Origin of the sequence: Nostoc sp. PCC 9305 (genome assembly GCF_963920915.1) — a bacterium.
Lineage (GTDB): Bacteria > Cyanobacteriota > Cyanobacteriia > Cyanobacteriales > Nostocaceae > Nostoc.
Map to the genome: position 1 here is coordinate 65382 of NZ_CAWUDN010000009.1, position 20630 is coordinate 86011.

Annotated in this window: 21 protein-coding genes and 2 pseudogenes; 11 read left to right on the forward strand and 12 right to left on the reverse strand. The window is 38.9% G+C overall.

Annotated elements, in window-relative coordinates:
* Nucleotides 1-11: 11 nt before the first annotated feature.
* From ACM0OX_RS05475 to ACM0OX_RS05495, 5 genes are all read left to right on the forward strand, one after another.
* Nucleotides 12-1466 carry an aspartate aminotransferase family protein gene (locus ACM0OX_RS05475; protein ID WP_414513700.1) on the forward strand — a complete coding sequence of 485 codons (1455 nt, stop codon included), beginning with the start codon at nt 12-14 and terminating at the stop codon, nt 1464-1466.
* A 38-nt stretch (nt 1467-1504) separates the two neighbouring features.
* Nucleotides 1505-1732 (forward strand): MbtH family protein, encoded by a 228-nt coding sequence (locus tag ACM0OX_RS05480; RefSeq protein WP_414513701.1) that lies wholly within the window; start codon nt 1505-1507, stop codon nt 1730-1732.
* A 187-nt stretch (nt 1733-1919) separates the two neighbouring features.
* Complete coding sequence (locus tag ACM0OX_RS05485; RefSeq protein ID WP_414513783.1) at nt 1920-2030, forward strand: DUF928 domain-containing protein; 111 nt, start codon at nt 1920-1922, stop codon at nt 2028-2030.
* A 425-nt stretch (nt 2031-2455) separates the two neighbouring features.
* On the forward strand, nt 2456-3739 hold the full coding sequence (locus ACM0OX_RS05490) for a hypothetical protein (RefSeq protein ID WP_414513703.1): 1284 nt from the start codon (nt 2456-2458) through the stop codon (nt 3737-3739).
* Nucleotides 3740-3948: 209 nt separating this feature from the next.
* Nucleotides 3949-4605, forward strand: a complete 657-nt coding sequence (locus ACM0OX_RS05495) for a hypothetical protein (protein ID WP_414513705.1) — start codon at nt 3949-3951, stop codon at nt 4603-4605.
* A gap of 168 nt (nt 4606-4773) precedes the next feature.
* Here ACM0OX_RS05495 and ACM0OX_RS05500 read toward each other — a convergent pair whose 3' ends face one another.
* From ACM0OX_RS05500 to ACM0OX_RS05520, 5 genes are all read right to left on the reverse strand, one after another.
* Nucleotides 4774-5427 carry a DUF642 domain-containing protein gene (locus tag ACM0OX_RS05500; protein WP_414513706.1) on the reverse strand — a complete coding sequence of 218 codons (654 nt, stop codon included), beginning with the start codon at nt 5425-5427 and terminating at the stop codon, nt 4774-4776.
* A 282-nt stretch (nt 5428-5709) separates the two neighbouring features.
* Nucleotides 5710-6291, reverse strand: coding sequence for a DUF642 domain-containing protein (locus ACM0OX_RS05505; RefSeq protein WP_414513708.1), 582 nt, complete (start codon nt 6289-6291; stop codon nt 5710-5712).
* 66 nt (nt 6292-6357) lie between these two features.
* Nucleotides 6358-7212: a molybdate ABC transporter substrate-binding protein gene (modA, locus tag ACM0OX_RS05510; protein WP_414513710.1), complete on the reverse strand. Its 855-nt coding sequence runs from the start codon at nt 7210-7212 to the stop codon at nt 6358-6360.
* Nucleotides 7213-7217: 5 nt separating this feature from the next.
* A complete protein-coding gene (locus tag ACM0OX_RS05515; RefSeq protein ID WP_414513712.1) occupies nt 7218-7406 on the reverse strand; it encodes a hypothetical protein in 189 nt (62 codons plus the stop codon).
* A 251-nt stretch (nt 7407-7657) separates the two neighbouring features.
* A complete protein-coding gene (locus ACM0OX_RS05520) occupies nt 7658-7780 on the reverse strand; it encodes a hypothetical protein (RefSeq protein WP_414513714.1) in 123 nt (40 codons plus the stop codon).
* Nucleotides 7781-7950: 170 nt separating this feature from the next.
* Between ACM0OX_RS05520 and ACM0OX_RS05525 the strand changes: the two genes are divergently transcribed.
* Complete coding sequence (locus tag ACM0OX_RS05525) at nt 7951-8352, forward strand: fasciclin domain-containing protein (RefSeq protein WP_292776453.1); 402 nt, start codon at nt 7951-7953, stop codon at nt 8350-8352.
* A 192-nt stretch (nt 8353-8544) separates the two neighbouring features.
* On the opposite strand, the gene sfsA is transcribed toward ACM0OX_RS05525, so the two are convergent.
* Nucleotides 8545-9270, reverse strand: coding sequence for a DNA/RNA nuclease SfsA (gene sfsA / locus ACM0OX_RS05530; protein WP_414513716.1), 726 nt, complete (start codon nt 9268-9270; stop codon nt 8545-8547).
* Between the two features lie 239 nt (nt 9271-9509).
* Here sfsA and ACM0OX_RS05535 point away from each other — a divergent pair, with 239 nt between their 5' ends.
* Nucleotides 9510-10178, forward strand: a complete 669-nt coding sequence (locus ACM0OX_RS05535) for a 2OG-Fe dioxygenase family protein (RefSeq protein WP_414513718.1) — start codon at nt 9510-9512, stop codon at nt 10176-10178.
* A gap of 25 nt (nt 10179-10203) precedes the next feature.
* Here ACM0OX_RS05535 and ACM0OX_RS05540 read toward each other — a convergent pair.
* Nucleotides 10204-10325, reverse strand: a pseudogene (locus ACM0OX_RS05540) (DUF711 domain-containing protein); the annotation flags it as partial.
* A 244-nt stretch (nt 10326-10569) separates the two neighbouring features.
* On the opposite strand from ACM0OX_RS05540, the gene ACM0OX_RS05545 reads away from it, so the two are divergent.
* Nucleotides 10570-11838 (forward strand): tetratricopeptide repeat protein, encoded by a 1269-nt coding sequence (locus ACM0OX_RS05545; protein WP_414513720.1) that lies wholly within the window; start codon nt 10570-10572, stop codon nt 11836-11838.
* A 124-nt stretch (nt 11839-11962) separates the two neighbouring features.
* Here the strand turns inward: ACM0OX_RS05545 and ACM0OX_RS05550 are convergent, their stop codons facing one another.
* Complete coding sequence (locus tag ACM0OX_RS05550; protein WP_414513722.1) at nt 11963-12799, reverse strand: PEP-CTERM sorting domain-containing protein; 837 nt, start codon at nt 12797-12799, stop codon at nt 11963-11965.
* 708 nt (nt 12800-13507) lie between these two features.
* Here ACM0OX_RS05550 and argS point away from each other — a divergent pair.
* From argS to ACM0OX_RS05565, 3 genes and pseudogenes are all read left to right on the forward strand, one after another.
* The gene (argS, locus tag ACM0OX_RS05555; protein WP_414513724.1) at nt 13508-15271 is read left to right on the forward strand and encodes an arginine--tRNA ligase; all 1764 of its coding nucleotides are present in this window, start codon (nt 13508-13510) and stop codon (nt 15269-15271) included.
* A 95-nt stretch (nt 15272-15366) separates the two neighbouring features.
* Nucleotides 15367-15579: pseudogene (locus ACM0OX_RS05560) on the forward strand (Uma2 family endonuclease); the annotation flags it as partial.
* Between the two features lie 37 nt (nt 15580-15616).
* Nucleotides 15617-16087: a cobalamin biosynthesis protein gene (locus ACM0OX_RS05565; RefSeq protein WP_414513726.1), complete on the forward strand. Its 471-nt coding sequence runs from the start codon at nt 15617-15619 to the stop codon at nt 16085-16087.
* 4 nt (nt 16088-16091) lie between these two features.
* Here ACM0OX_RS05565 and ACM0OX_RS05570 read toward each other — a convergent pair whose 3' ends face one another.
* The 4 genes from ACM0OX_RS05570 to ACM0OX_RS05585 all read right to left on the reverse strand — a co-directional run bounded on the left by ACM0OX_RS05570 (nt 16092) and on the right by ACM0OX_RS05585 (nt 20618).
* Nucleotides 16092-16445 (reverse strand): phage holin family protein, encoded by a 354-nt coding sequence (locus ACM0OX_RS05570; protein WP_414513727.1) that lies wholly within the window; start codon nt 16443-16445, stop codon nt 16092-16094.
* 435 nt (nt 16446-16880) lie between these two features.
* Nucleotides 16881-17876 (reverse strand): peptidoglycan-binding domain-containing protein, encoded by a 996-nt coding sequence (locus tag ACM0OX_RS05575; RefSeq protein WP_414513729.1) that lies wholly within the window; start codon nt 17874-17876, stop codon nt 16881-16883.
* 110 nt (nt 17877-17986) lie between these two features.
* A complete protein-coding gene (locus tag ACM0OX_RS05580; protein WP_414513731.1) occupies nt 17987-19258 on the reverse strand; it encodes a M16 family metallopeptidase in 1272 nt (423 codons plus the stop codon).
* Between the two features lie 94 nt (nt 19259-19352).
* Entirely contained in the window at nt 19353-20618 is a 1266-nt protein-coding gene (locus ACM0OX_RS05585; RefSeq protein ID WP_414513733.1) for a M16 family metallopeptidase, read from the reverse strand.
* Between the last annotated feature and the right edge of the window lie 12 nt (nt 20619-20630).

Below are 20630 nucleotides of genomic sequence, written 5' to 3' on the forward strand. Positions count from 1 at the left end.
CAAGAAACTTTATGAATGCACAACCAGTTACATTACCTCAAACTTCAGACAATCTAACTAAGCTGCTAGCTAAAGCCGGACTTACTAAGCAGCAGCAAGAGTACTTACAATATTTTATCAATAGTTACAGCGATCGCACCAAAACATCAAAGCAAATTTCTCAAAATTCTCGCCTATTTTTATCTGATGATAAAAATTTAGGAGAGTTTAATTTACTCTTGAAAGAAATGTATTATCCCATTGTTGCTAATCGCTCTTTGGGTTCCAAAATATGGGATGTAGATGGTAATGAATATGTAGATGTGATGATGGGGCTAGGAATTAATCTTTTTGGTCATAACCCATCTTTTATTAAAGAGGCTTTAATTAATCAAATAGATAAAGGAATTCAAATTGGCCCCCAATCAGAGCTTGTTGGTGAAGTAGCTGAGTTAATTTCTCAACTTACTGGAATGGAACGGGTTTGTTTTAGCAATACAGGTACAGAAGCCGTAATGACTGCTATCCGCATTGCTAGAGCCGTTACAGGACGTAATAAAATCGTTATATTTTCTGGTTCTTATCACGGTCATTTTGATGGTACTTTAGTTAAAGGCCATAATGCAGAAAATAATCGCTCTGGAATACCATTAGCACCGGGAGTAATACCAAATTTTGTTAATGATGTTTTAGTGTTAGATTATGCTAATCCTGAATCATTAGAAATTATCAAAACTCATCAACAAGAATTAGCAGCAGTTTTGGTAGTTCCTGTACAAACTAGTAGACCAGCTTTACAGCCAAAGGAATTTCTGTATCAATTGCGGGAATTAACACAAGCAACTGAAATTGCTTTAATTTTTGATGAAATGGTTACAGGTTTTCGCATTCATCCTGGTGGCGCACAAGCATATTTTGGCGTAAAAGCAGACATCGCTACCTACGGAAAAATTGTTGGTGGAGGAATACCCATTGGAGTAATTGCTGGAAAAAGTAAATATATGAATGCAATTGATGGTGGTATATGGAACTATGGCGATGATTCCTACCCTCAAACCAAAAAAACATTTTTTGCAGGTACTTTTTGTAAACATCCATTAGCGATGGCTGCTGCAAAAGCAGTACTCAAATATCTGCAAAGTGAAGGATTATCATTGCATCATAAATTGAATGAACGTACAACACAATTTGTGACTGATTTGAATAATTATTTTACAAATGAAAAACTACCGTTAAAAATGGCGAACTTTGGCTCACTATTTGGTTCTGCATCAGTAGAACTTTCGGAGGGAAATTCTACTGCTTCAGTCACTATGAGCTTATTAAAATATCATCTACTGCATAAGGGAGTTCACCTTTTGGGTATTAGCGGCTATTTATCTACAGCCCATACAGATGAAGATATCAGCTACATTATTCAAGCTGTTAAAGATAGTGTAGAACAACTAAGGTCTGGAGGTTTTTTGCCTCCTCGTACTTCTGTTTAAAATTTTAGTTGAGTAATAAAAATTGATTGGAGGTAAAAATGAGTCAAATGACTTCAGAGGATACAACAATTTATAAAGTTGTAGTCAATCATGAGGAACAATATTCTATTTGGCCTGCTGAACGAGAAAATGCTCTTGGTTGGACAGATGCAGGAAAAAGTGGACTCAAATCAGAATGTCTGGAATACATTAAAGAAGTATGGACTGATATGAGACCTTTAAGCTTGAGAAAACAAATGGAGGAAGGTGCTAATAAAAATCAGTAGTTAATGCATTAATAATTAAGATTGAATTTCATCTCATTTATTAAACTTTTAATTACCTCATCGCAAGCGGTGAAGCGATTAAGAGTTGGGGTACAATGACTGTAAGAATCATAACTGATTACGCAGACATGATATTAGCTCATTTACCCAACCATTAACTCTGCAAATAGCTCATGGTGTCAATCATATTTGGCAAGACGCTCTAACTAATTTATTCCAAATGCGGCGTACTAATTCAGGTTCGCGTGTGGTTGCTGATGATTGGAATAATTTGTTAACAGATGTTGGTTTGTCATAATTTGCCGATGCACCGACAGCTTTGCCTCATAGTACCCATAGTACCTGGCTTACTCCTGCTTCTTATTTCTAGGAAACTAGGTTATACCGTTTTCAACTAAAAAACGAATATCTCCTTGCAGAACGGGATATCTTAGACTTTCAATACGTTACACCATATCCAATGTATTTAGGCAAACAACTAAGTCTGATGAAGTAAAGGTTGAGCCGAAACGCATAAAAAGTGCAATATAGCCCGAAAGTACTTTAGAGATACAAATCATCCGGCTCTCTGTTCTTAATAGAGGTTTTGCAACACAACCCAAAAACCACCCTATTTTCAGTAGAGTCTACGTCCTATTACGCTTATCTAGTCTACTTTTTAGCCTCTTTAGCATTCCTTAAAATCCGCTTGTTCTCGCTACAAGTTAAGGAATGTAATGTTTTGTGTATTTATATTTATTTAATTTTTTACATATTTTTCCCGTAATTGTTCTATTACGTTTTGTTGTAGTAATTGTTGCGTTATTTACCGTATCCAAAAATATGCTGCAATTACTTAGTAATTTTATTAATTCTTTCAGTCAGCGTTCTGGAAGTAGTGCTTCTAAAGAAACTAAACAGATTAATTGGTTTGATACACCGAAAATTGGTTTCCATGAAGATAATGTCTCCAGAGAAAATATCTTTGAAGATAATTTCTACAAACCGACAATAGAAACCTTGCAAGCTCAAAATCCTATGCTATTAATGCAATGGGGTGCAAGTGTAGTCCCAGCATCTGAAAATGCTAAAAAACTATCTGAGAAGATTGAATCTATGGAACAAGAAATCACACTTTTAGGAAAAGAGAAATATGCAGCAGAAAGTGCTATACAACCTTTACGGAGAGAGGAATATGAACGCCTTTCTAAGCTCGTACCCTACAAAAGACCTTGGTGGCATTGGCTGTTAGTATTTGGGCTTTCTTACTCGCTTTTTTTGGGGTTAAACAAGCATTCTGATGTAGAGCTAAAACGTATAAAATCTTTTCAATATCCAATTGCAGCATTGAATCTATCTGCTGCTGTGGGTATTACATTATCCATTAAAGCAACAATGTCATCTTTAGGAAAACGCAGTAAACAATTCGCCGTTGAACCTATTTCTGAGGATGCAACCAGCTTTGAAACAGTTGCTTGGTGGCTACAACTTATAGAAGGTGATAGAACATTATGGATTGGACTAGGTTTCATTATCCTGGAAACTTGCTTTGCTTTTCCAGGATTAATAAGTATTCTTCAAACAAGTTTAGCCAAGCAAGCTATTTATCAAATAGCAACATTTGGGGCATCTGCTCTTTCTGCAACAGCAAATATTGCTTTGGCGTGGAGTACAGGCTTAGAAGAGGCTTCGTATCTACATGAACAAGAATTAAAGGTGCAGGAACTTAATGGGCATCTAAAAGATATCCTCAATCCTCAAGAAGATTTTAAGATAGCTGTGAACAACGAACTGCATAAGAGAAAAATTGAAGCTACTGACAGGAGAGTAGAGGAACTTCAAGAGGAACTGATAAAACAGCAAGAGTTGCTTTCCGAGGCAAAAGAAAATGCTCGGTTGGAGTATGAACGCTGGGCATATTTAATGAAAACATCCGTTAAACCTGTAGATTCTAGCTCTTTTCAGCACATTCAAGATAGTCACTTATCCAGCAATGGACATAAAAAAGCGCAAGAGCAGAGAAATTAGCTGCGCTTTGAGCATTAGACTTGTCGCTTAATAACATTTTCTTAACTTTAAAGATTCATAAGTTAAGGGTTTAGGAATGCATCTTATTATGTGACAACTCTATTACAGAAGGCATCTTGAAGATACTTCTTATTCTAACAATAATTTCGTAAAATTTCCTAATAACTTTCAGTACCTGGTACATGACTAGAACTACTAAGAGGTTGATTATGAACAGAAAATCACGAAAGAAAGAAAGCAGCTTTAAGAATTTGACTAGTAAAGACATGATAATTAAATTAGGTATTTTAAGTAGTGCAATTGCTTTATTTGGAATAAGTAAATTAAGCTTTACTCCATCGCAACCTAAACCAAAGAGACAGGTCTACATTGCTTATGAACTAAAGACTGAAAAATCAGTAAACTTCGTAACTGACTTAAACGACAAATTTTCTCGTACAAATCTAGAATCTCCCATGAATGTAGATATTTTAAAAGATCGTCAGATATCTAATATTTATGGTGTATCCTCACAAGGATCTCTTCGAGATATTGAAAAAGATTTGCAAGTAATACGCTCTGACGATCAAGCCTTGATTCAAGCAATCAATCGAGTCAAGGGATTGATTGATGAAAAGCAAGAGTTACATGCATTTATTGTCAGTGAAGGAACCAATGACAAGTTAACAATCAAACAAATTCAGAACATTGCTCAAGAAATAGCCCAGAAAAAACCAAAAAATTTTCATCTCTACCTTATGGGGGTTAATCCCGATTTTAAAATAGAGTTTTCGGATGCTTTTCATTCAATAAGGGAAATTGTACACTCATGCCCTAATACTCAATATGAGCAGTGTTCCGCTTTTATTGACAAACTTGAGGAATAACTACATTTTTCGCTACTTGACTTGAAGCAAGAAAAAAAACGAATAGTTAATGGAATTCAGCGAATAACTTTTAGCAGAAGATGACTAAATCCCTCATAGCTATTGCACAGTAGTTTGAGGGATTTACGATTTGTCCTTTTTCAAAAGGTAAAAAAAGGGCTGTTCTTTCTAGCTAATTGCTTTCTTTTTCTTCAGCCATATTCCTAATAAACCAGCAGTAACAACTATTCCTCCAATAGTTGATGGTTCAGGCACAGGTTTTACACTCACGTTATCCAAATATAAGAATCCATATTTATCCCAATCCCCAAACTTTAACTCTGTAGATGATGTATCTGCCGTGAAATTGAACTTATATTGCGTGTATGGTTGAAAAGAAATGTCTTTTCGATCGAAAAGTTTATTTCCACCTACAAATGTCTGAAATTGATTATCAAGGTCAGGGACCTCATCTATAGATGCTAAATAGTAACTAAGTTCGTATTGCTGACCAGGTTGTGTAGAAAGTGTCTGTGATATGTAGCTGAGGTCTATAAATCCACTAAGTGATAAGCCCTGATTACCACTAGCATGCTGAGGAAAGTTGCTTATTCTTATCCCTGATATATCCATCGGATCGCCAGACTTAATCCAGTCTGTAATATTCGGATTTGTAGCGTTGGGATTGTTAGGATCGACGAGGGGATCGAGTTCAAAGCTTCCGTTTTTAACAAGTTCTGCCGCTTGTGCTGCTGTATTATAAATATTAGCGATCGCAGCAGTACTAATTAATGTAGTAGTAAAACTAAAAACAATAATTGAGAGCTTTTTAGTTAAATTCATGAAACTTGACTCCAAATAATTCTAAATTTTGACAATGAAAATAAGTTGATAGTTACATCCATGCTGGCTTTCAGTAGTGTCAATAAAAATAAACACTTTCTTCTGGTTTATAAAATTTAGCTATAGATGTGGATAATGATTCATACACCCAAGGCAATTTTCCTCAATAAACGCATTATGGAGTTTTTAAATCAGATGAATTTTAGTGGCATTATTGGCACTATTGAGCCAGACATTGCTTAGGCTTCTACCTTTGGTTTATTCATCCCCATAGTTTTTACCTTAATGTTCAGGTGTAGCTTTGACACTCACATCATCCAAATATAAAAACGCATACTTCGCTTGAGAGCCAAACTTTATTTCGGTGGATCTTCCTTTTGCTATAAAATTTAAGGTGTACTGTGTGTAGGATTGGTAAGGAGTGTTTTTTTGAACATAAGCCTTTTTCCCACCTATAAAAACCTTAAATTTGTTATTCAGATCGGGTGCTTCTTCTGTCGATGCAAGATAGTAAGTAAGTTTGTAGCGTTGACCAGGAAATGTAGGGATAGTCTGCGATATGTAGCTAATAGCTGAAAATCCCCCAAGCGATAATCCCTGCTTACCAGTATTAGGAAAATTGTCAATTTTAGTACCTGATGTATCTATCGGATTACCAGATTTAACCCATCCTGTAACATTAGGATTTGTAGTTTCGGGATTAGTTGGATCTACAAGAGAATCGTATTCAAATCCCCCATTGATAATCAGTTCTTGTCTTTCAGCTTGTGCTGCTGACTTATAAGTATTAGTAATCACAGCAGTATGAAGGAAGGCAGTAGTCAAACTACAAACAATAATTGAGAGTTTTTTAGTGAACTTCACAAGACATGACTCCAAATAGTTCAAAATTCACGACAACGAGTACTTGATTGATTTACTTTCTGGTGATTAAGGGAGGATAAAACCGTAAGTATTTTTGAAGATATTCTGAGCTGTACTACCACTTAAGTAGTTAGAAAAACTTTGTGCCGTCGTTAAAACTTTAGTTCTGGTGAGTATACCCAGTGGATAAACAATCGAATCACTCTCTGTTGTGAGGGCAGTTTGTACTACTCTTACCTTGTTAGAAATGGCTGCATCAGTTTTGTAAACAACACCTGCGTTGATAGTTTTATTTACACCTCCAATTAGAAGAGTTTTATTTTCAACAGCAGTTAAAACGTTACGCACATTACTAGCACGGTATAATTTAGAACTGAGAGTAGTGAAAATACCTCGGCTAGTGAGAACTTGTTTGGCATAATTTCCTGCTGGCACAACTGGAGGAGTACCTGTGTAGTCACCTATGGCAATACCAGTAATGTTGGCATTGGTTAAACCATTAAAGCTAGTGAGAGCAGCACTACCAGCACTAACGGGAGATGTCGTAGGCGCAATCAAAACTAGACGATTTTTGACAACGTTTTTACGGCTACCTGCAACCAATTTACTTGGGGTTGAATTCTGCAATACATCTATTTGGCTGTTAGCAGCAGAAATGAAAATATCTGCTGCTGCTCCTGCTTGTATTTGACTCAGTAAAGTACCAGAAGCACCAAACGTATAAACAACGTTGATGCCTGGGTTAGCATTTTGGTACTGAGTCTTAATGGCATTCAGCGCGTTTGTTAAGCTGACAGCCGCATACACGTTAAGTGTGGTTACAGAGCCTGCTGGTGATAAATTCACGAACTGCAAGCCGATTACCAGCATCATGCTGCTAACTGCTGTAGCAATCCAAGCAATAAGTCTTCTTCTGTTCATGAAAGTTATAGTTTGGGGAAAATATTACCTAAAAGTCTCATTGTTGACATACCTGACTTACGCATAGTCAACACAAATACCAACCACGCAGAAGGTAGAGGATATAGATAAATGGGGTTAAAGAAGGTTTTGGCGTAAATATTACGCATCATAAATTCTGGAAATAAACGGCTAATCACAATTGCTAAAAGCATTGGTGTGATTGGCCGTTTATTTCCAAGTGGAATTACATAAACAGCAAGTGAAATGTATTTAGTGATGAAATAATATCAGTTAAATATGCTTATTACCAACTTTTTTGGTCAATAAATCATGACAAAAAGCTAATTCAAGTATATTTAAATTCTCTAAAAACCCTGATTAGTCTACATAGCATGGATTTTGCTATAAAATTTTCAGAGCGCTCCTAAATATCGAAAGCTTTAATTATACCAACTAAATACTTTCAAATGTCAGTTTGACTAATTTTATTGGTATTGTTAGTGCTGCTCTGACAATCTTTGGATGCGATCGCCCCATCGCCTCTACCACTATCTAAAAAAGAGTGAGCGCATCCAGCATTGCCCATAACTCATCCGCCTGGACGATGTACATATAATTCTTTATTTGTATAAAAATGTATACAAACTTTTATGATATCAATAAAAAAAATGATTTAATATACACCTAATGATAGATAGATTTTATTAAATTAATAGTTTAGATTTGTAACAAGTTACACAGAACTAGGTAAAACACATGGCCAACATAATTGACACTGCTACCAACAATGGTTCTTTCAAGACACTAGTTGCAGCAATCCAAGCGGCTGGTCTGGTAGATACACTTAAAGGCGCAGGCCCATTCACGGTCTTCGCACCCACTGACGAAGCGTTTAACAAGCTTCCAGCAGGTACTGTAGACGCATTATTGAAAGATCCTGCAAAGCTCAAGAAAATCTTGACCTATCATGTTGTTTCAGGCAAGGTACTTGCTGCTGATGTAGTTAAGCTGAAGACAGCTAAAACAGTTGAAGGTTCAGATGTAAAAATTGACGCTTCTAATGGCGTTAAGATCAATGATGCAACAGTTGCAACAGCAGATGTTGCTGCTGATAACGGTGTCATCCACGTCATTGACACAGTTTTGATTCCTGCATAACCCAACGTCTGAATAGCAAATGCTATTTATGACGTGACGACTACCTATAGTCGTTTCTTCATTACAGTCTGGTTGAATGTTTTTTAGTAAACATCAACTACCAATAAATCCATCTAGACACGATCTAGATGGATTTATTGTTTTATGCGTGTAGAGACGTTGCAATTGCTAGTTTCTCTGAATTAGATGTAATCAAATTTTTAGTTTTGCCAAACCCAAATAACGGATACCTTCGGGGGAAATGTCAAAACGGCAAGGTAAGACTTCTAAACCGAGAGCGATCGCATCCCGCAATAATTTACCATATATAGGATCTGTGCGATCGCCAGGGGAAAATTCGATACAATCACCGCGATTGATAAAGTAAAGCATCACTGCACGAGTCAAAGGTAACAGCGCCATCAGTTCTCGCAAGTGTTTTTGTCCTCTTGTAGTCTCCGTGTCAGGAAATAAAGCTAATCTCCCTTCAGACAAAGTTGTATTTTTCACTTCTAAATAAATCGGGCGTTCCTCATCACTCCCTGTCAAGAAAAAATCCACTCGACTTTTTTTATCTAGCCCATAAACTACCTCGCCCTTAATTTGGCTGTAGTTGCCCAATTCCGGGAAAAGGTATTTCATCAAAGCTAGCTTTACCACGCGATTGGGCAAAAAAGTATTTATGCCTACCCAAGTCGGCTCATTGTCATGTACCTGAATTAGTTCTAAAGTATAAGCCAATTTACGGTTAAGATTATCGCTTTTGGAAAGCTGTACTGCACTTAGAGGTGTCGATACTCCAATCATTGGCCCTGTATTAGGACAGTGTGCTGTGACTATTTCGCCAGAAGTAAGTTGAACGTCAGCAAAAAACCGCTTGTAACGCTTGAGTAAAATACCGGGATATAAAGGTGGGTACTTGTAAAGCCAATCTATCATTATGGAACCTTGTTGCTGTTTGTAAATATACGTTGATTCTTTGCCCACCGAACCCATATCTGCAAATCTTTTCAGCAGCTACTCTGCTCTGTGACAGAATTCAAGCAACCTTACATATCATGGATTGTCAATTTTTGTAGTCAAATTGACAACATAGTAATAAAAAGTAGCATATACTAAGTATTACAAGCCTCCCATAAGAATCTGGGAAAATTTCAACGTGCAAGGAGGTAAATCCTATGCAAAAAGTGTGGACAGCAACGGAATTAGAATATGCTTTTCTATTTACTCTTAGAAAGGTAAATTCCATCAGTCTAGAAGGTTTTAAGGCATTTTTTAATAATATGCCTCTTGATCCTTATATCAAAAATAATTATCGTTCTAGAAGATTATCTCGGTTCACAGTCTCTGGAAATCAGTTAATCAAATTACCTCACGGCGTCTTCTTTCAAAGCAAAGAGTATAATCGATTAGCGGGTGACATCAAAAGAGAGTTTGCAGAATTAGATGATGCACTCATAGAACTTGATATTTTCAAAAATCTTGTTTTGGCATTTAGTGATTCTTGTAAACTTCATCCTGAAGCTGAAATCGGAGTTCATCAAATTAGAATTAGTTGTTCTCCAGATAATTTTGGTAATCCAGCACCAGAAGGTATCCATCAAGATGGCACTGATTTTATTGGCATATTCTCAGTAGATAGAGAGAATATTCAGGGTGGAGAAACACATCTGTATACTGCCAAAAAAGAAAAGCCTGTATTTAGCAAAATTCTAAATCCGGGAGAACTCCTATTAGTTAATGACCATGAGTTTTTCCACTATGCCAATCCGATAAAACCACAAACTGAGGCTCAAGGGAATTGGGATGTTTTTGTTCTGACTTCTCCTAGCTTGCTTTCAGATTAATTTTAGTGCGAGAATTCTCTGAATTCTAGTTAACCGTAAATATTTTACAATCTACGAGATATGGGGAATTGAATGTAGTCATTTCCCCAATTTTTTATTAGGAATTGGATATAATCTAGCTGATAATGATTTATTAAACTTGATGGCTCAAGTTTAATACATAGCCAGAAACTGCTGAATCATTACATAAATTTTATTAGTGAGATTTTCACTAAACTGAACTCCGAAATCTGGATGTGTACAATATTCCATTGATCAAAACTTAGGGTAGTGTGTTGTTTTTATTTCACAAAAAATATGAAATATACTTAAAATATGAAGGCGAGTGCATAGGTTAGGCTACAAACAAGCCTGCTGGAATTCAATGAACTGAATCAACCAAACAAATGCCATGAATGACGAATTTTACAATAGGGGATTGGAAAAGGCTAGGCGAAAAGATTACGCGGGAGCAATTGAGGAATTTAACCATGCTTTACAACTGACACCTTACTTTAGCGAAGCTTATTTACAACGGGGTTTAGCACATTATGACTCAGGAGCAATTCTGAAAGCTGTTTCAGATTATACCGAAGCCCTGAAGCTGAATCCTGAGAGTGTAGAGGCATATTATTGTCGGGGATTGGCTAGGGTAGCGCTGAAAAATTTATCGGGGGCGCTAGATGATGTTGAACGCGCAATTCGTCTCAATCTCAATTATGCTGCTGCTTATAACCTGCGGGGAATGGTGCGGCGCAAACAGGGTTATATTCAAGATGCGATCGCTAACTTTAAAAAGGCTGCACAATTATATTTAGAGCAACAAGACAAAGAGAATTGTCGTTTGTCTTTGGAACGAATTAAACAGCTACAACCACCAGAGAAACCTGCCCTTCAAGAATTGCGTTCCAGCAATGCGCCAATTTTATCCACCAATGATTATTTTACGCAATTATTAGAAAAGGCTGAAAAGGGAGATACCCAAGAAGCACTCGCCGATTTAAACTGGGTATTAAAAGCCGATCCGCAAGATGCCCAAGCTTACTGCTGTCGTGGGGTTGTGCGTTGTAAAATGGGGAATTATCGAGAAGCGATCGCAGATTTTAATCAAGCATTACGACTAAATTTTCAAAATGCTATTGTCTATCGCAACCGAGGTAAAGCCCGTTCTGTCTTAGGAGATCATCAAGGTGCGATCGCGGATCTTAACCAAGCAGTCCAGATGCAACCCGAAGATGTCTTAGTTTATATTGCCAGAGGTAATGTCTATCGGGCAACGGGTAATTATCTTGGTGCAATTCAAGATTACACCCAAGCGCTGCAAATCAATTCTGATGAGGCTCAAGCTTACTACAATCGCGGTATTGCTTATACTTGTTTAGAAGAAATACAAAACGCCGTCGAAGATTATCAACGGGCGGGGAGTATCTTTTGCGAACAAGAAGACTGGGAAAATTATCAACAAGTCTTAAGTAGCCTAGAAAAAATCCAGAAATTTAGTCCAGAGTCAAAAAAGCAAAAATATCACCTGCTACGTCAGCGACTTTTACGAATGGTTGGGGGATACTGGGAAATTGCCGAACGATTGATTCAGCAAAACAAAGATTATCATCCTGGGATGTCAGACGAGTGGTATTTGCAAAAAGTGATTGATGATTTAGAACGCGATCGCAATAGATAAAATATAAATGCCACTACAAACGTAAAATCACCCGTACATTATTTATACGGGTGAAAATGCGAGCGATCGCTTGTTATTTTCCAATGGAATTAAATGCAGCCTATATTAAGCACCGTCTCAAAGTTTAGTTAGCAGCGCGACTTTGACGGCGACGGCGCAATCCAAACATACTAACTGCCCCCACGGCAAACATTGATAGAGTAACAGATGGTTCAGGAACGGTAGCGCCAATTAACGCTTTAACATTTGCCTCGCCGATATCAAGAACGACGACAACATCATTAAAATCGCGATCGGAACCTTCGTTCCACTTACCAGTTGCAGAATCTATCCCTGAAGCGTATAAATCTCCGTATAAATCCTCGAATGCCAGGAGGATGTAGTTGTTGTAAGCATAAGCAACGGCGTGCTGTAGTCCGTCAGCGTTAGAGGCAGTTTTAGTACCAAATATATTGGCAGAGGTACCACGGTTCAAACCATCAGCTCTCAACCATAAATCTAGTTGAGTACCTGCGGTAACATTACCAACTTTGACCCCATCACCTAGTTTTAATGCGTTACCACCCCAGTCACCACTAACACATCCATTTCCTTGACAGGAAATATCATTAAAAAGCAGCCCAGACTTATTAGTAGTTCCTGTAGCTTCAAAGGCTAACTGATTTCTATAACCTGCACCCTCATTGATAAAGTAAGCAGAAACATCGTAGTCGTATTTTAGGTTTAATTTACTGGGGTCTAATTTAAATTGTCCGCTGTTTGGAAGGGCAACACTTTCTGCTTGAACAAATTGTTGAAAAGGATTGTCGTTGAAACCAGTTTGAGACTTATTATATACAGTTGGTTGAGTCCATGAACTATTCCAATTAAAATCAGCAGCAGATGCAGTTTCTACTTTGGAAACTAATCCGGTCAAGGTAGCTGTAGCGGCAATCAAGGCAGTGAATAAATTAAGTTTCATATTATGAGCCATTAAGTAGGAAAGACAATTTAGATAATGCTTTTTGAGCAGCTATCTCTCTTCAGTTGTCTCTTACTTCTAACAGCTAGACTTCTGCAACGTCAATCTGTTTATTTACTTTTGCTAGTATATTTAAATAGCTCTTTATTTAAAGTATTTTTACTGAAAAAAAGACACTTTTAATCTGGCATTATCCTGTTGTCAACACTTAGTAATTAAACTGATACATGATTAAAACTTAATGAATAATATATACTTTTTATGAAAATCAGATGTGCAATTACTATAGTGAAAAGCTAAAAGCTTAATCTATAGGAATTTTCATTTAAATGAGGTAGATAAGTAATAGTGCGCCGTCATCCGTATCAACTAAGCCAAGGCTTAGTTAATACGCTACTATACAAATAGAGTTTATCTCCGTACTTACGTTGAGAAACGTAGTAATCTATCAAAGCAATGAAACCTGGGTAAATAAGTTTAGCTTTATTTTAAGCACTCAAGTGCTTACTACGTACTATGCTTTCGTTGGCTTGATTAACTAGTAGTAGTTTGTCAAAATCTAGAAGTTATGCCGAGGATGGGAGACAATTTAAGGGGGTTGTGCCTTAGAATGACAGTCTTTGCTTAGACTTGATGAATATCTTTTAAGGTTAAAATAATCAAGCTTTTCCAGAGCTACATTCCCCCTTTCACAGATAAAATCTATATATGAACGCTACACAAGAAAAACTAAAAGCTCAGGTTGAGCAGGCTTTAATCGCTGCTTTTGGCGCTGACTTCGCTGGAGTAGATCCAATTTTGGTTCCTGCTAGCAATCCTAAATTTGGCGATTATCAGGCGAATGTGGCTTTATCCCTGAGTAAAAAGTTAGGATTGCAACCAAGAGCGATCGCAGGTGCGATCGTTGAGAGACTAGATGTATCCGAAATCTGCGAACCACCGGAAATCGCTGGGCCAGGATTTATCAATCTGAAACTGAAAACAGCATACTTAGAAGCACAACTAAACCCGATTCAAGCCGATCCCAGACTGGGAGTTCCAGCCGCAAAAACGCCGAAGCGGGAAATTGTGGATTTTTCCAGTCCCAATATTGCTAAAGAAATGCACGTCGGACACTTGCGTTCGACGATTATTGGTGATTCCATCGCCCGGATTTTAGAATTTCAAGGACATGATGTACTGCGGTTAAATCATGTCGGTGATTGGGGTACGCAGTTTGGGATGTTAATCGCCTATCTGCGGGAAGTTTACCCAGACGCGCTTACCACCGCTAATGCTTTAGATATTGGTGATTTAGTTTCTTTTTATCGCAAAGCCAAATTGCGCTTTGATACCGATGAAGCTTTTCAAGAAACAGCACGCCAAGAAGTCGTCAGATTACAAGCAGGTGCAGAAGATACACTCCATGCTTGGAGATTACTGTGCGAACAGTCGCGGCAGGAGTTTCAAATAATTTATGAGTTGCTGGATATCAAGTTAACTGAACGAGGCGAATCTTTCTACAATCCCTTACTACCAGGAGTTGTGGAAGATTTAGAAAAATCTGGATTACTGGTAGAAAACCAAGGGGCAAAATGTGTTTTCTTAGAAGGGTTTACAAATAGAGAAGGTGAACCCTTACCTTTAATTGTGCAGAAATCAGATGGTGGTTATAACTATGCCACAACAGATTTAGCATCTCTCCGTTACCGGATTCAGCAGGATCGAGCAAAGCGGATAATTTATGTAACCGATGCTGGACAAGGAAACCACTTTGCCCAATTTTTTCAGGTAGCACACAAAGCCGGATGGATACCCGATGATGTGGAATTAGTGCATGTTCCCTTTGGGTTAGTGTTAGGAGAAAATGGTAAAAGAATCCAAACTCGTTTTGGGGACAGTGTGCGTTTGCGGGATTTATTAGATGAAGCTGTTTCTCGCGCCCATTCTGACCTAAGAACTAGATTACAAGAAGAAGAACGCCAAGAAAGTGAAGAATTTATTAATGAAGTTGCTAGGGTAGTTGGAATCAGCGCAGTTAAGTATGCAGACTTAAGCCAAAATCGCACCAGTAACTACATCTTCAGCTACGACAAAATGCTGGATTTTAAAGGTAATACTGCGCCCTATATGCTGTACGCTTATGCGCGAATTCAGGGGATTAGCCGCAAGGGTGATATTAACTTTAAAGAGTTGGGAAATAATGCTGTTTTGTTGGAGCATGAAACAGAATTAGCTCTGGCAAAATATTTACTTCAACTGGATGAAGTTATTAGTAGTGTAGAGCAAGACTTGCTGCCCAATCGTTTATGTGAGTATTTGTACGAACTGAGTAAAAAGTTTAATCAGTTTTACGATCGCAATCAGGGAGTTCAGGTGTTAGAGGCACAGGAACCGCAGCGTACATCCCGTTTAGTTTTATGTGATTTGACTGCTAGAACTTTGAAATTGGGATTATCTTTGTTGGGAATTCAGGTATTGGAGAGGATGTAATATTTTTTTAACGCAAAGTGGCGCTGAGGTAGCGCTAAGGTACGCAGAGTAAGAGTTAAACTGATTTTTTCTTTGTGTACTTTGCGGTTTAAAGACAAACGAAAGTTACAAAAAATATTTTACATCGCCTGAATTATGAAACACAAATGGGTTGGTTGATCGATCCAGAAGAACAAACAGTGTTCGTGTACATCCGCAATCAACAGCCTGTTATGTTGGATGAATTAGAAGCTTTACTCCCTATGCCAGATTTTGCAAGTGAGTTGAGGCTGACAGTAGGAGATTTATTTGGTTGGCTGTTGGAGTAAACCAAATTTTGACGAATTGAGTAAGGAAATACACCAAGTGCAACAGGTTTTATGGGTAGGAATCGGTTGTAAACGGGGAACATCATGGGAGTTGATCGATCTGGCAATTGAGCAAGTATTTCGAGAAAATCAACTTTTTCCAAGTGCGATCGCAGGTATTGCTACCATTGACACTAAAGCCTCGGAAGTTGGCTTAGTCAAACTTTGTCGCCTCCGCAATTTGCCCCTAAAAACCTTTTCTGCGGAAACACTTCGCTCTGTCTGTGTCCCCAATCCTGCCACAATTACCGACGATAAAGTAGGTACACCTAGCGTAGCAGAGGCAGCTGCTATTCTTGCAGCTTCTCAACTTACATCTTTGACTGTTTTCCCCTTTACAAACATAAAAGAATTGCCAGCGAAGTTTTTAGTTCCTAAACAAATTTTCCAAATACAAGGGCAACCAGGAGCGGTAACTCTTGCTGTTGCCCAAGCTTTAAATATTATTAGTATTACAAAAGTTTCTTAATTTTCTAGTCAACAACTCTCAACAAATAGTTAATGATGCTAGAAACAATTGCTAGTACAATTGAACCTAACAAAGCAGGTAAAAAGCCCTGAATCTCAAAACCAGAACCAGGAGTTAGGATACTTGCCAGCCAAAGGGCTAAGGCGTTAATCACCAATGTAAATAAACCAAAGGTGAGCAAGGTAATCGGAAACGTCAAAATCTGTAAAATTGGTCTAATAAATGCATTAACCAAACCAATTACAAAGGCAGCGATTAAGGCAGTCACAAAATTCTTGATAAAGAATCCCGGCACAATATTAGCTGTAATGAATAACGCCACCGCAGTACCGAGCCAAGTTAATAAAAAGTGTTGCATAAGTTTTTTTAGAGGATTTAGCAGTAAGTTTAATTAATTTCACTATTGCCAGTTGTGATTTGTAACACGATTGAGTGTTGTTGTGTTTGACTCCTAAAGTTGCCATCATCTTTTATCAGCCTAAAATCAATGTAATTTTTCAGTGCTGGCAAGAGAGATACTTCTAATCGGTATATCTTTATCGTATTGCAGGATGTACCGCAGTGAACTACCCACACTGACCTGAGTACAGTTTAAGTGGGTAACTTACGGTTATTTAGTTAAATTCATCAAAAATACTTTGAAGCGCAAAACCCCTACAGAGGTTTATTGAAGTTGAAAAACCTCTGTAACTTGGGAATTTCCAAAAAAGAAATAGGTTCTCAGAACTTCGGAGCATTTTGTCAGCGTTTTTGCTTACACGCAAAGGATATGCTGGCTATGCTCATACCATGCCTAACGCCGCAAAAGAACCTCCCAGGTAGAGCCACCAACTACGCCGTCAGGTTCCAAACCATAGCGCTTTTGTGCAGCTTTTACTGCTGCTTCGGTTGTCTCGCCAAAGTCGCCATCGGCATCACCTTTCAAGAAACCAAGCTTTTTCAGTTGTTGTTGCAACTTAACAACTTCAGAACCACGTAATCCTATACGCAAAATTGGCAATCCTTCTGAGGTGTATTGAATACCAGGAGTTCGTTTTGTAGTTGTGTTTGACTGAGTTCTAGTAGTTGATGTAGTACGCTTCGGTGGTTTCTTTGTGCTAGAAGTTGTAGTTTTTCTGGGAGTAGCAGGTCTTGGTTCAGGGTTGCTCGTAACTTGGGTTACAGCTTTTTTTGGGGTAGTAGGTTTTGGTTCTGGTCTAGTCGGAACTTGTGTTACAGCTTGTCTGGGAGGGTTGGGGTTGGGATTTCCAACGTTGGTGAGGTTACTAGCCTGGGTTGGAACAGGAAAATTTGTCGCTGAGTTAAATCTTGGCTGGGATGAAGGGGCAGTTGATGCTGCTACTGGTTGATTAGGAAAAAGTCGTTGCCAAGTGCTGGCATCAACAATGCCATCTGGATTCAAGCCAGCTGCTTGTTTAAATCGGGAAACAGCAGTAGCTGTATTTTCACTATAAATACCATCTACTGCACCAGAATAAAAACCCAAAAGTTTCAGAGCTGCCTGAAGTTCAGCCACACGTTCGCCTTGGCTACCAACTTTGAGGCTAGGGCGGTTGATGCTATTTCCAGGATTTACTTGGGCAATTTTTTGTGGGGCTGCTATTGACACTAGAGTCGTTGAGGTAATGAGCAGAGGCGTAGCGGAGAACAAGAGTATTTTAATGGCTGATAAAGATTTAGACCTTTTTGGCCACCAATCTTTTTGCCGTTTTTCCATCCTACAGCGATTTACAGTTGGGTCTAGTAATTTTAAGTAACTCAAAATACTTGCTGTCAGGCTGCTTTGCATGGAATTCACTCCCAGAATATTCTCATGCTAATGGTACAGCCGCTTGGTCTAAAAAACAGCTGCTATATTTTACAATATCTCTGATGGGCGTAGCTGCGGCACATTCTCAGTTACGCGATCGCTCGATTAATTGCTTCTTCTTGACCAACTAAAGACAAGTAAGGCTCTTTTAAATATTTACAAGCTGAAGCGATCGCATCTTTGGCACTCACCGCCGCAATCAATTCTTGGAATTTGGTGTCAAAATCAATTCCTAAGCCCAAAATTTCATACCAACCGTATATCTGAGCAATTTGCCCGTTGGTTTGTTTACCCAAGGCGTATTGCCCCAGGATCTTGTTTTTCGCAGCTTGGAGTGCGCTTTCGGATACTTCGGTGGTACACAACAAATCTACTTCTGTACGCAATCCTTCTAGAGCAATGCTGGTATTTTCTGGTGCTGTACCCATGTAAACTACAAAGGAGGCTGGAAATAACCTTGTGGAGTAAAAGGCGGATACTTCGTAAGCTAAACCACGTTTTTCCCGCAATTCGACAAACAAGCGACTAGAAAGCCCATTTCCTAAGTAGGTACATAGCAACTTCAAGGCGGCGTAGTCAACAGAAGTCACCGATGTTCCCAAATACCCCAGCATCACGATTGATTGTTGTGTCTGTATTGGCTTTAGTCTTACCTGCGGTTCTACCTTAATCTCAGGTAAATTCAGTATTGGTAGTGCCTGAGATGGGGATTGCCAATCACCAAAAACTTCTTCCACCAATGCCACTGCATCTGTAGGTGTGACTCTGCCAGCAATACTAATTACTACATTGTCTGGACGGAAATAAGTCTGGTGATACTCCACTAAATCTGCACGAGTTAAGCAGCTCATGGTAGTTTCATCTCCCAGCACTGACATGGAGTAAGGATGATTTTGGTACATTACCTGCCGCATTTGTTCAAAGGCGACATTGAACGGTTGCTCTTTTTGGGAACGAATATCTTGCAGTGCTAAACGCCGTTCTAGTTCCACTTGAGTTTCAGGAAAAGTCGGCGATCGCAAAATCCGCCCTGCCAATGTTAAAATTTCCCCAAAATCAGATGTTACCGTCTTGAAAGATAGCAAAAAATAATCAGTGCCAGCATCCGCACTCAAACTCGCCCCTACAGACTCGACTTTTTCTGCAATTTCCAAGCTAGAAAGTCCATCGCATCCTTTTGTCATCACTGCCGATAACAAATGCGCCAACCCTGCTTGCTCCCGGTTTTCATTACAACTACCGGCACGCACAAAGATTCGCGCCGCAATAATGTCCGCAGCCGGATTTTCTGCCACCAGCACGACAAGGCCATTGTTCAATACGGTGCGATGGATGGGCGATTTTTGCAGCAAGGTTGTCATTTATAGTTTGTCCTTTGTCATTTGTCCTTTGTCATTTGTCATTTGTTCTTTGTCATTCGTCTTTTGCTAATGACTAATGACTAATAACCAATGACTAACATGGTTTAAGTACAGTAACCGCATAATTCTCCGGCGATAGATACTGTTTAGCTAGTTTTTGCAATTCTTGGGCGTTAAAAGACTGAATCTGCTGGGGATATGTCACAGCTAATTCAGCTTGGGCAATGGTATTGTAATATCCATAAAGCCCTGTCAGTTGATTTGGCGTTTCGGTAGAAAAGGCATACTCGTTACATAGAAGTCTGCGTGTGCGGGCGAGTTCTTGTTCGCTAATTCCTTTAGTCTGCAAATCATCCAAATGAGCGCAAATTAAAGACTCAACTTCCTCCAGATTTTCTGGTTCTAACCAAGCAGTAATTGTAAATAAACTTGATTCTCGTTGTAGAGAAAAACTACTGCAAATTCCCTGTACCAATTGCAAATCTTCTCGCAGATCGCGCACTAAACGCGAAGTCCGCCCTTCTGCCAATAACACTGACAAAAAATCTAAACCATAGCCAGTACGGATATCTTCTACTCCGGGTACCAGCCACGCCATCAACAATCGCGCTTGTTCTATGCGTGGTAAACACAATTCTTGACGATGAATTCCGGCGATCGCTGGCTTTGTTACTTTCTCCAACTGCGGACAATTTGAGCGTTCGACAAAATCAGCAAATGAATGATTTACCATTTCCAAAGCCGATTCCTGGGCTATACCTCCAGCAATTACCACCGTCATGTTTTCCGGTTGATAGTGGGCGTGGTGAAAACAGCGCATTGCTTCTGGTGACTGCTGCATCAGTTCTTGCTCAGTACCCAACACCGAACGTCCGTAAGGGTGATGCGGATAGATGCTTTGAATTAGAGCTTGAAATCCTATCCAATCAGAATCGTCTTGACATGAGCGAATTTCCTCTAGCACCACGTCTCGTTCTCGGCTAAATTCATCTTCTGGAATTGCCGCATTGAGTAGTAGTTCTCCCAAGTAGGGAAGAGTATCTTTTAAATAAGGGGCAGCTGTGGTGAGTGAATAATGAGCATAATCATAGCTTGTTGCTGCATTACTCACGCCACCCCGGTTTTCCACTTTGGAATCGAACATTCCAGGGGGTAGCGTCGCCGTACCTTTAAAAATCATGTGTTCTAAAAAGTGCGCCATGCCAAACCACGGTTTTGGCTCTAGGCTGGCTCCAGCACGCACCCAAACATCCGCCACAACTACGGGAGTGGTGGGAATTTCTTGATGAATAAAAGTTAACCCACTCTCTAGTCGGAAGACTGAGGCTGGAAATACGGTATTAGTTAGTTGTTTTAACAATTTTTGTAGCTT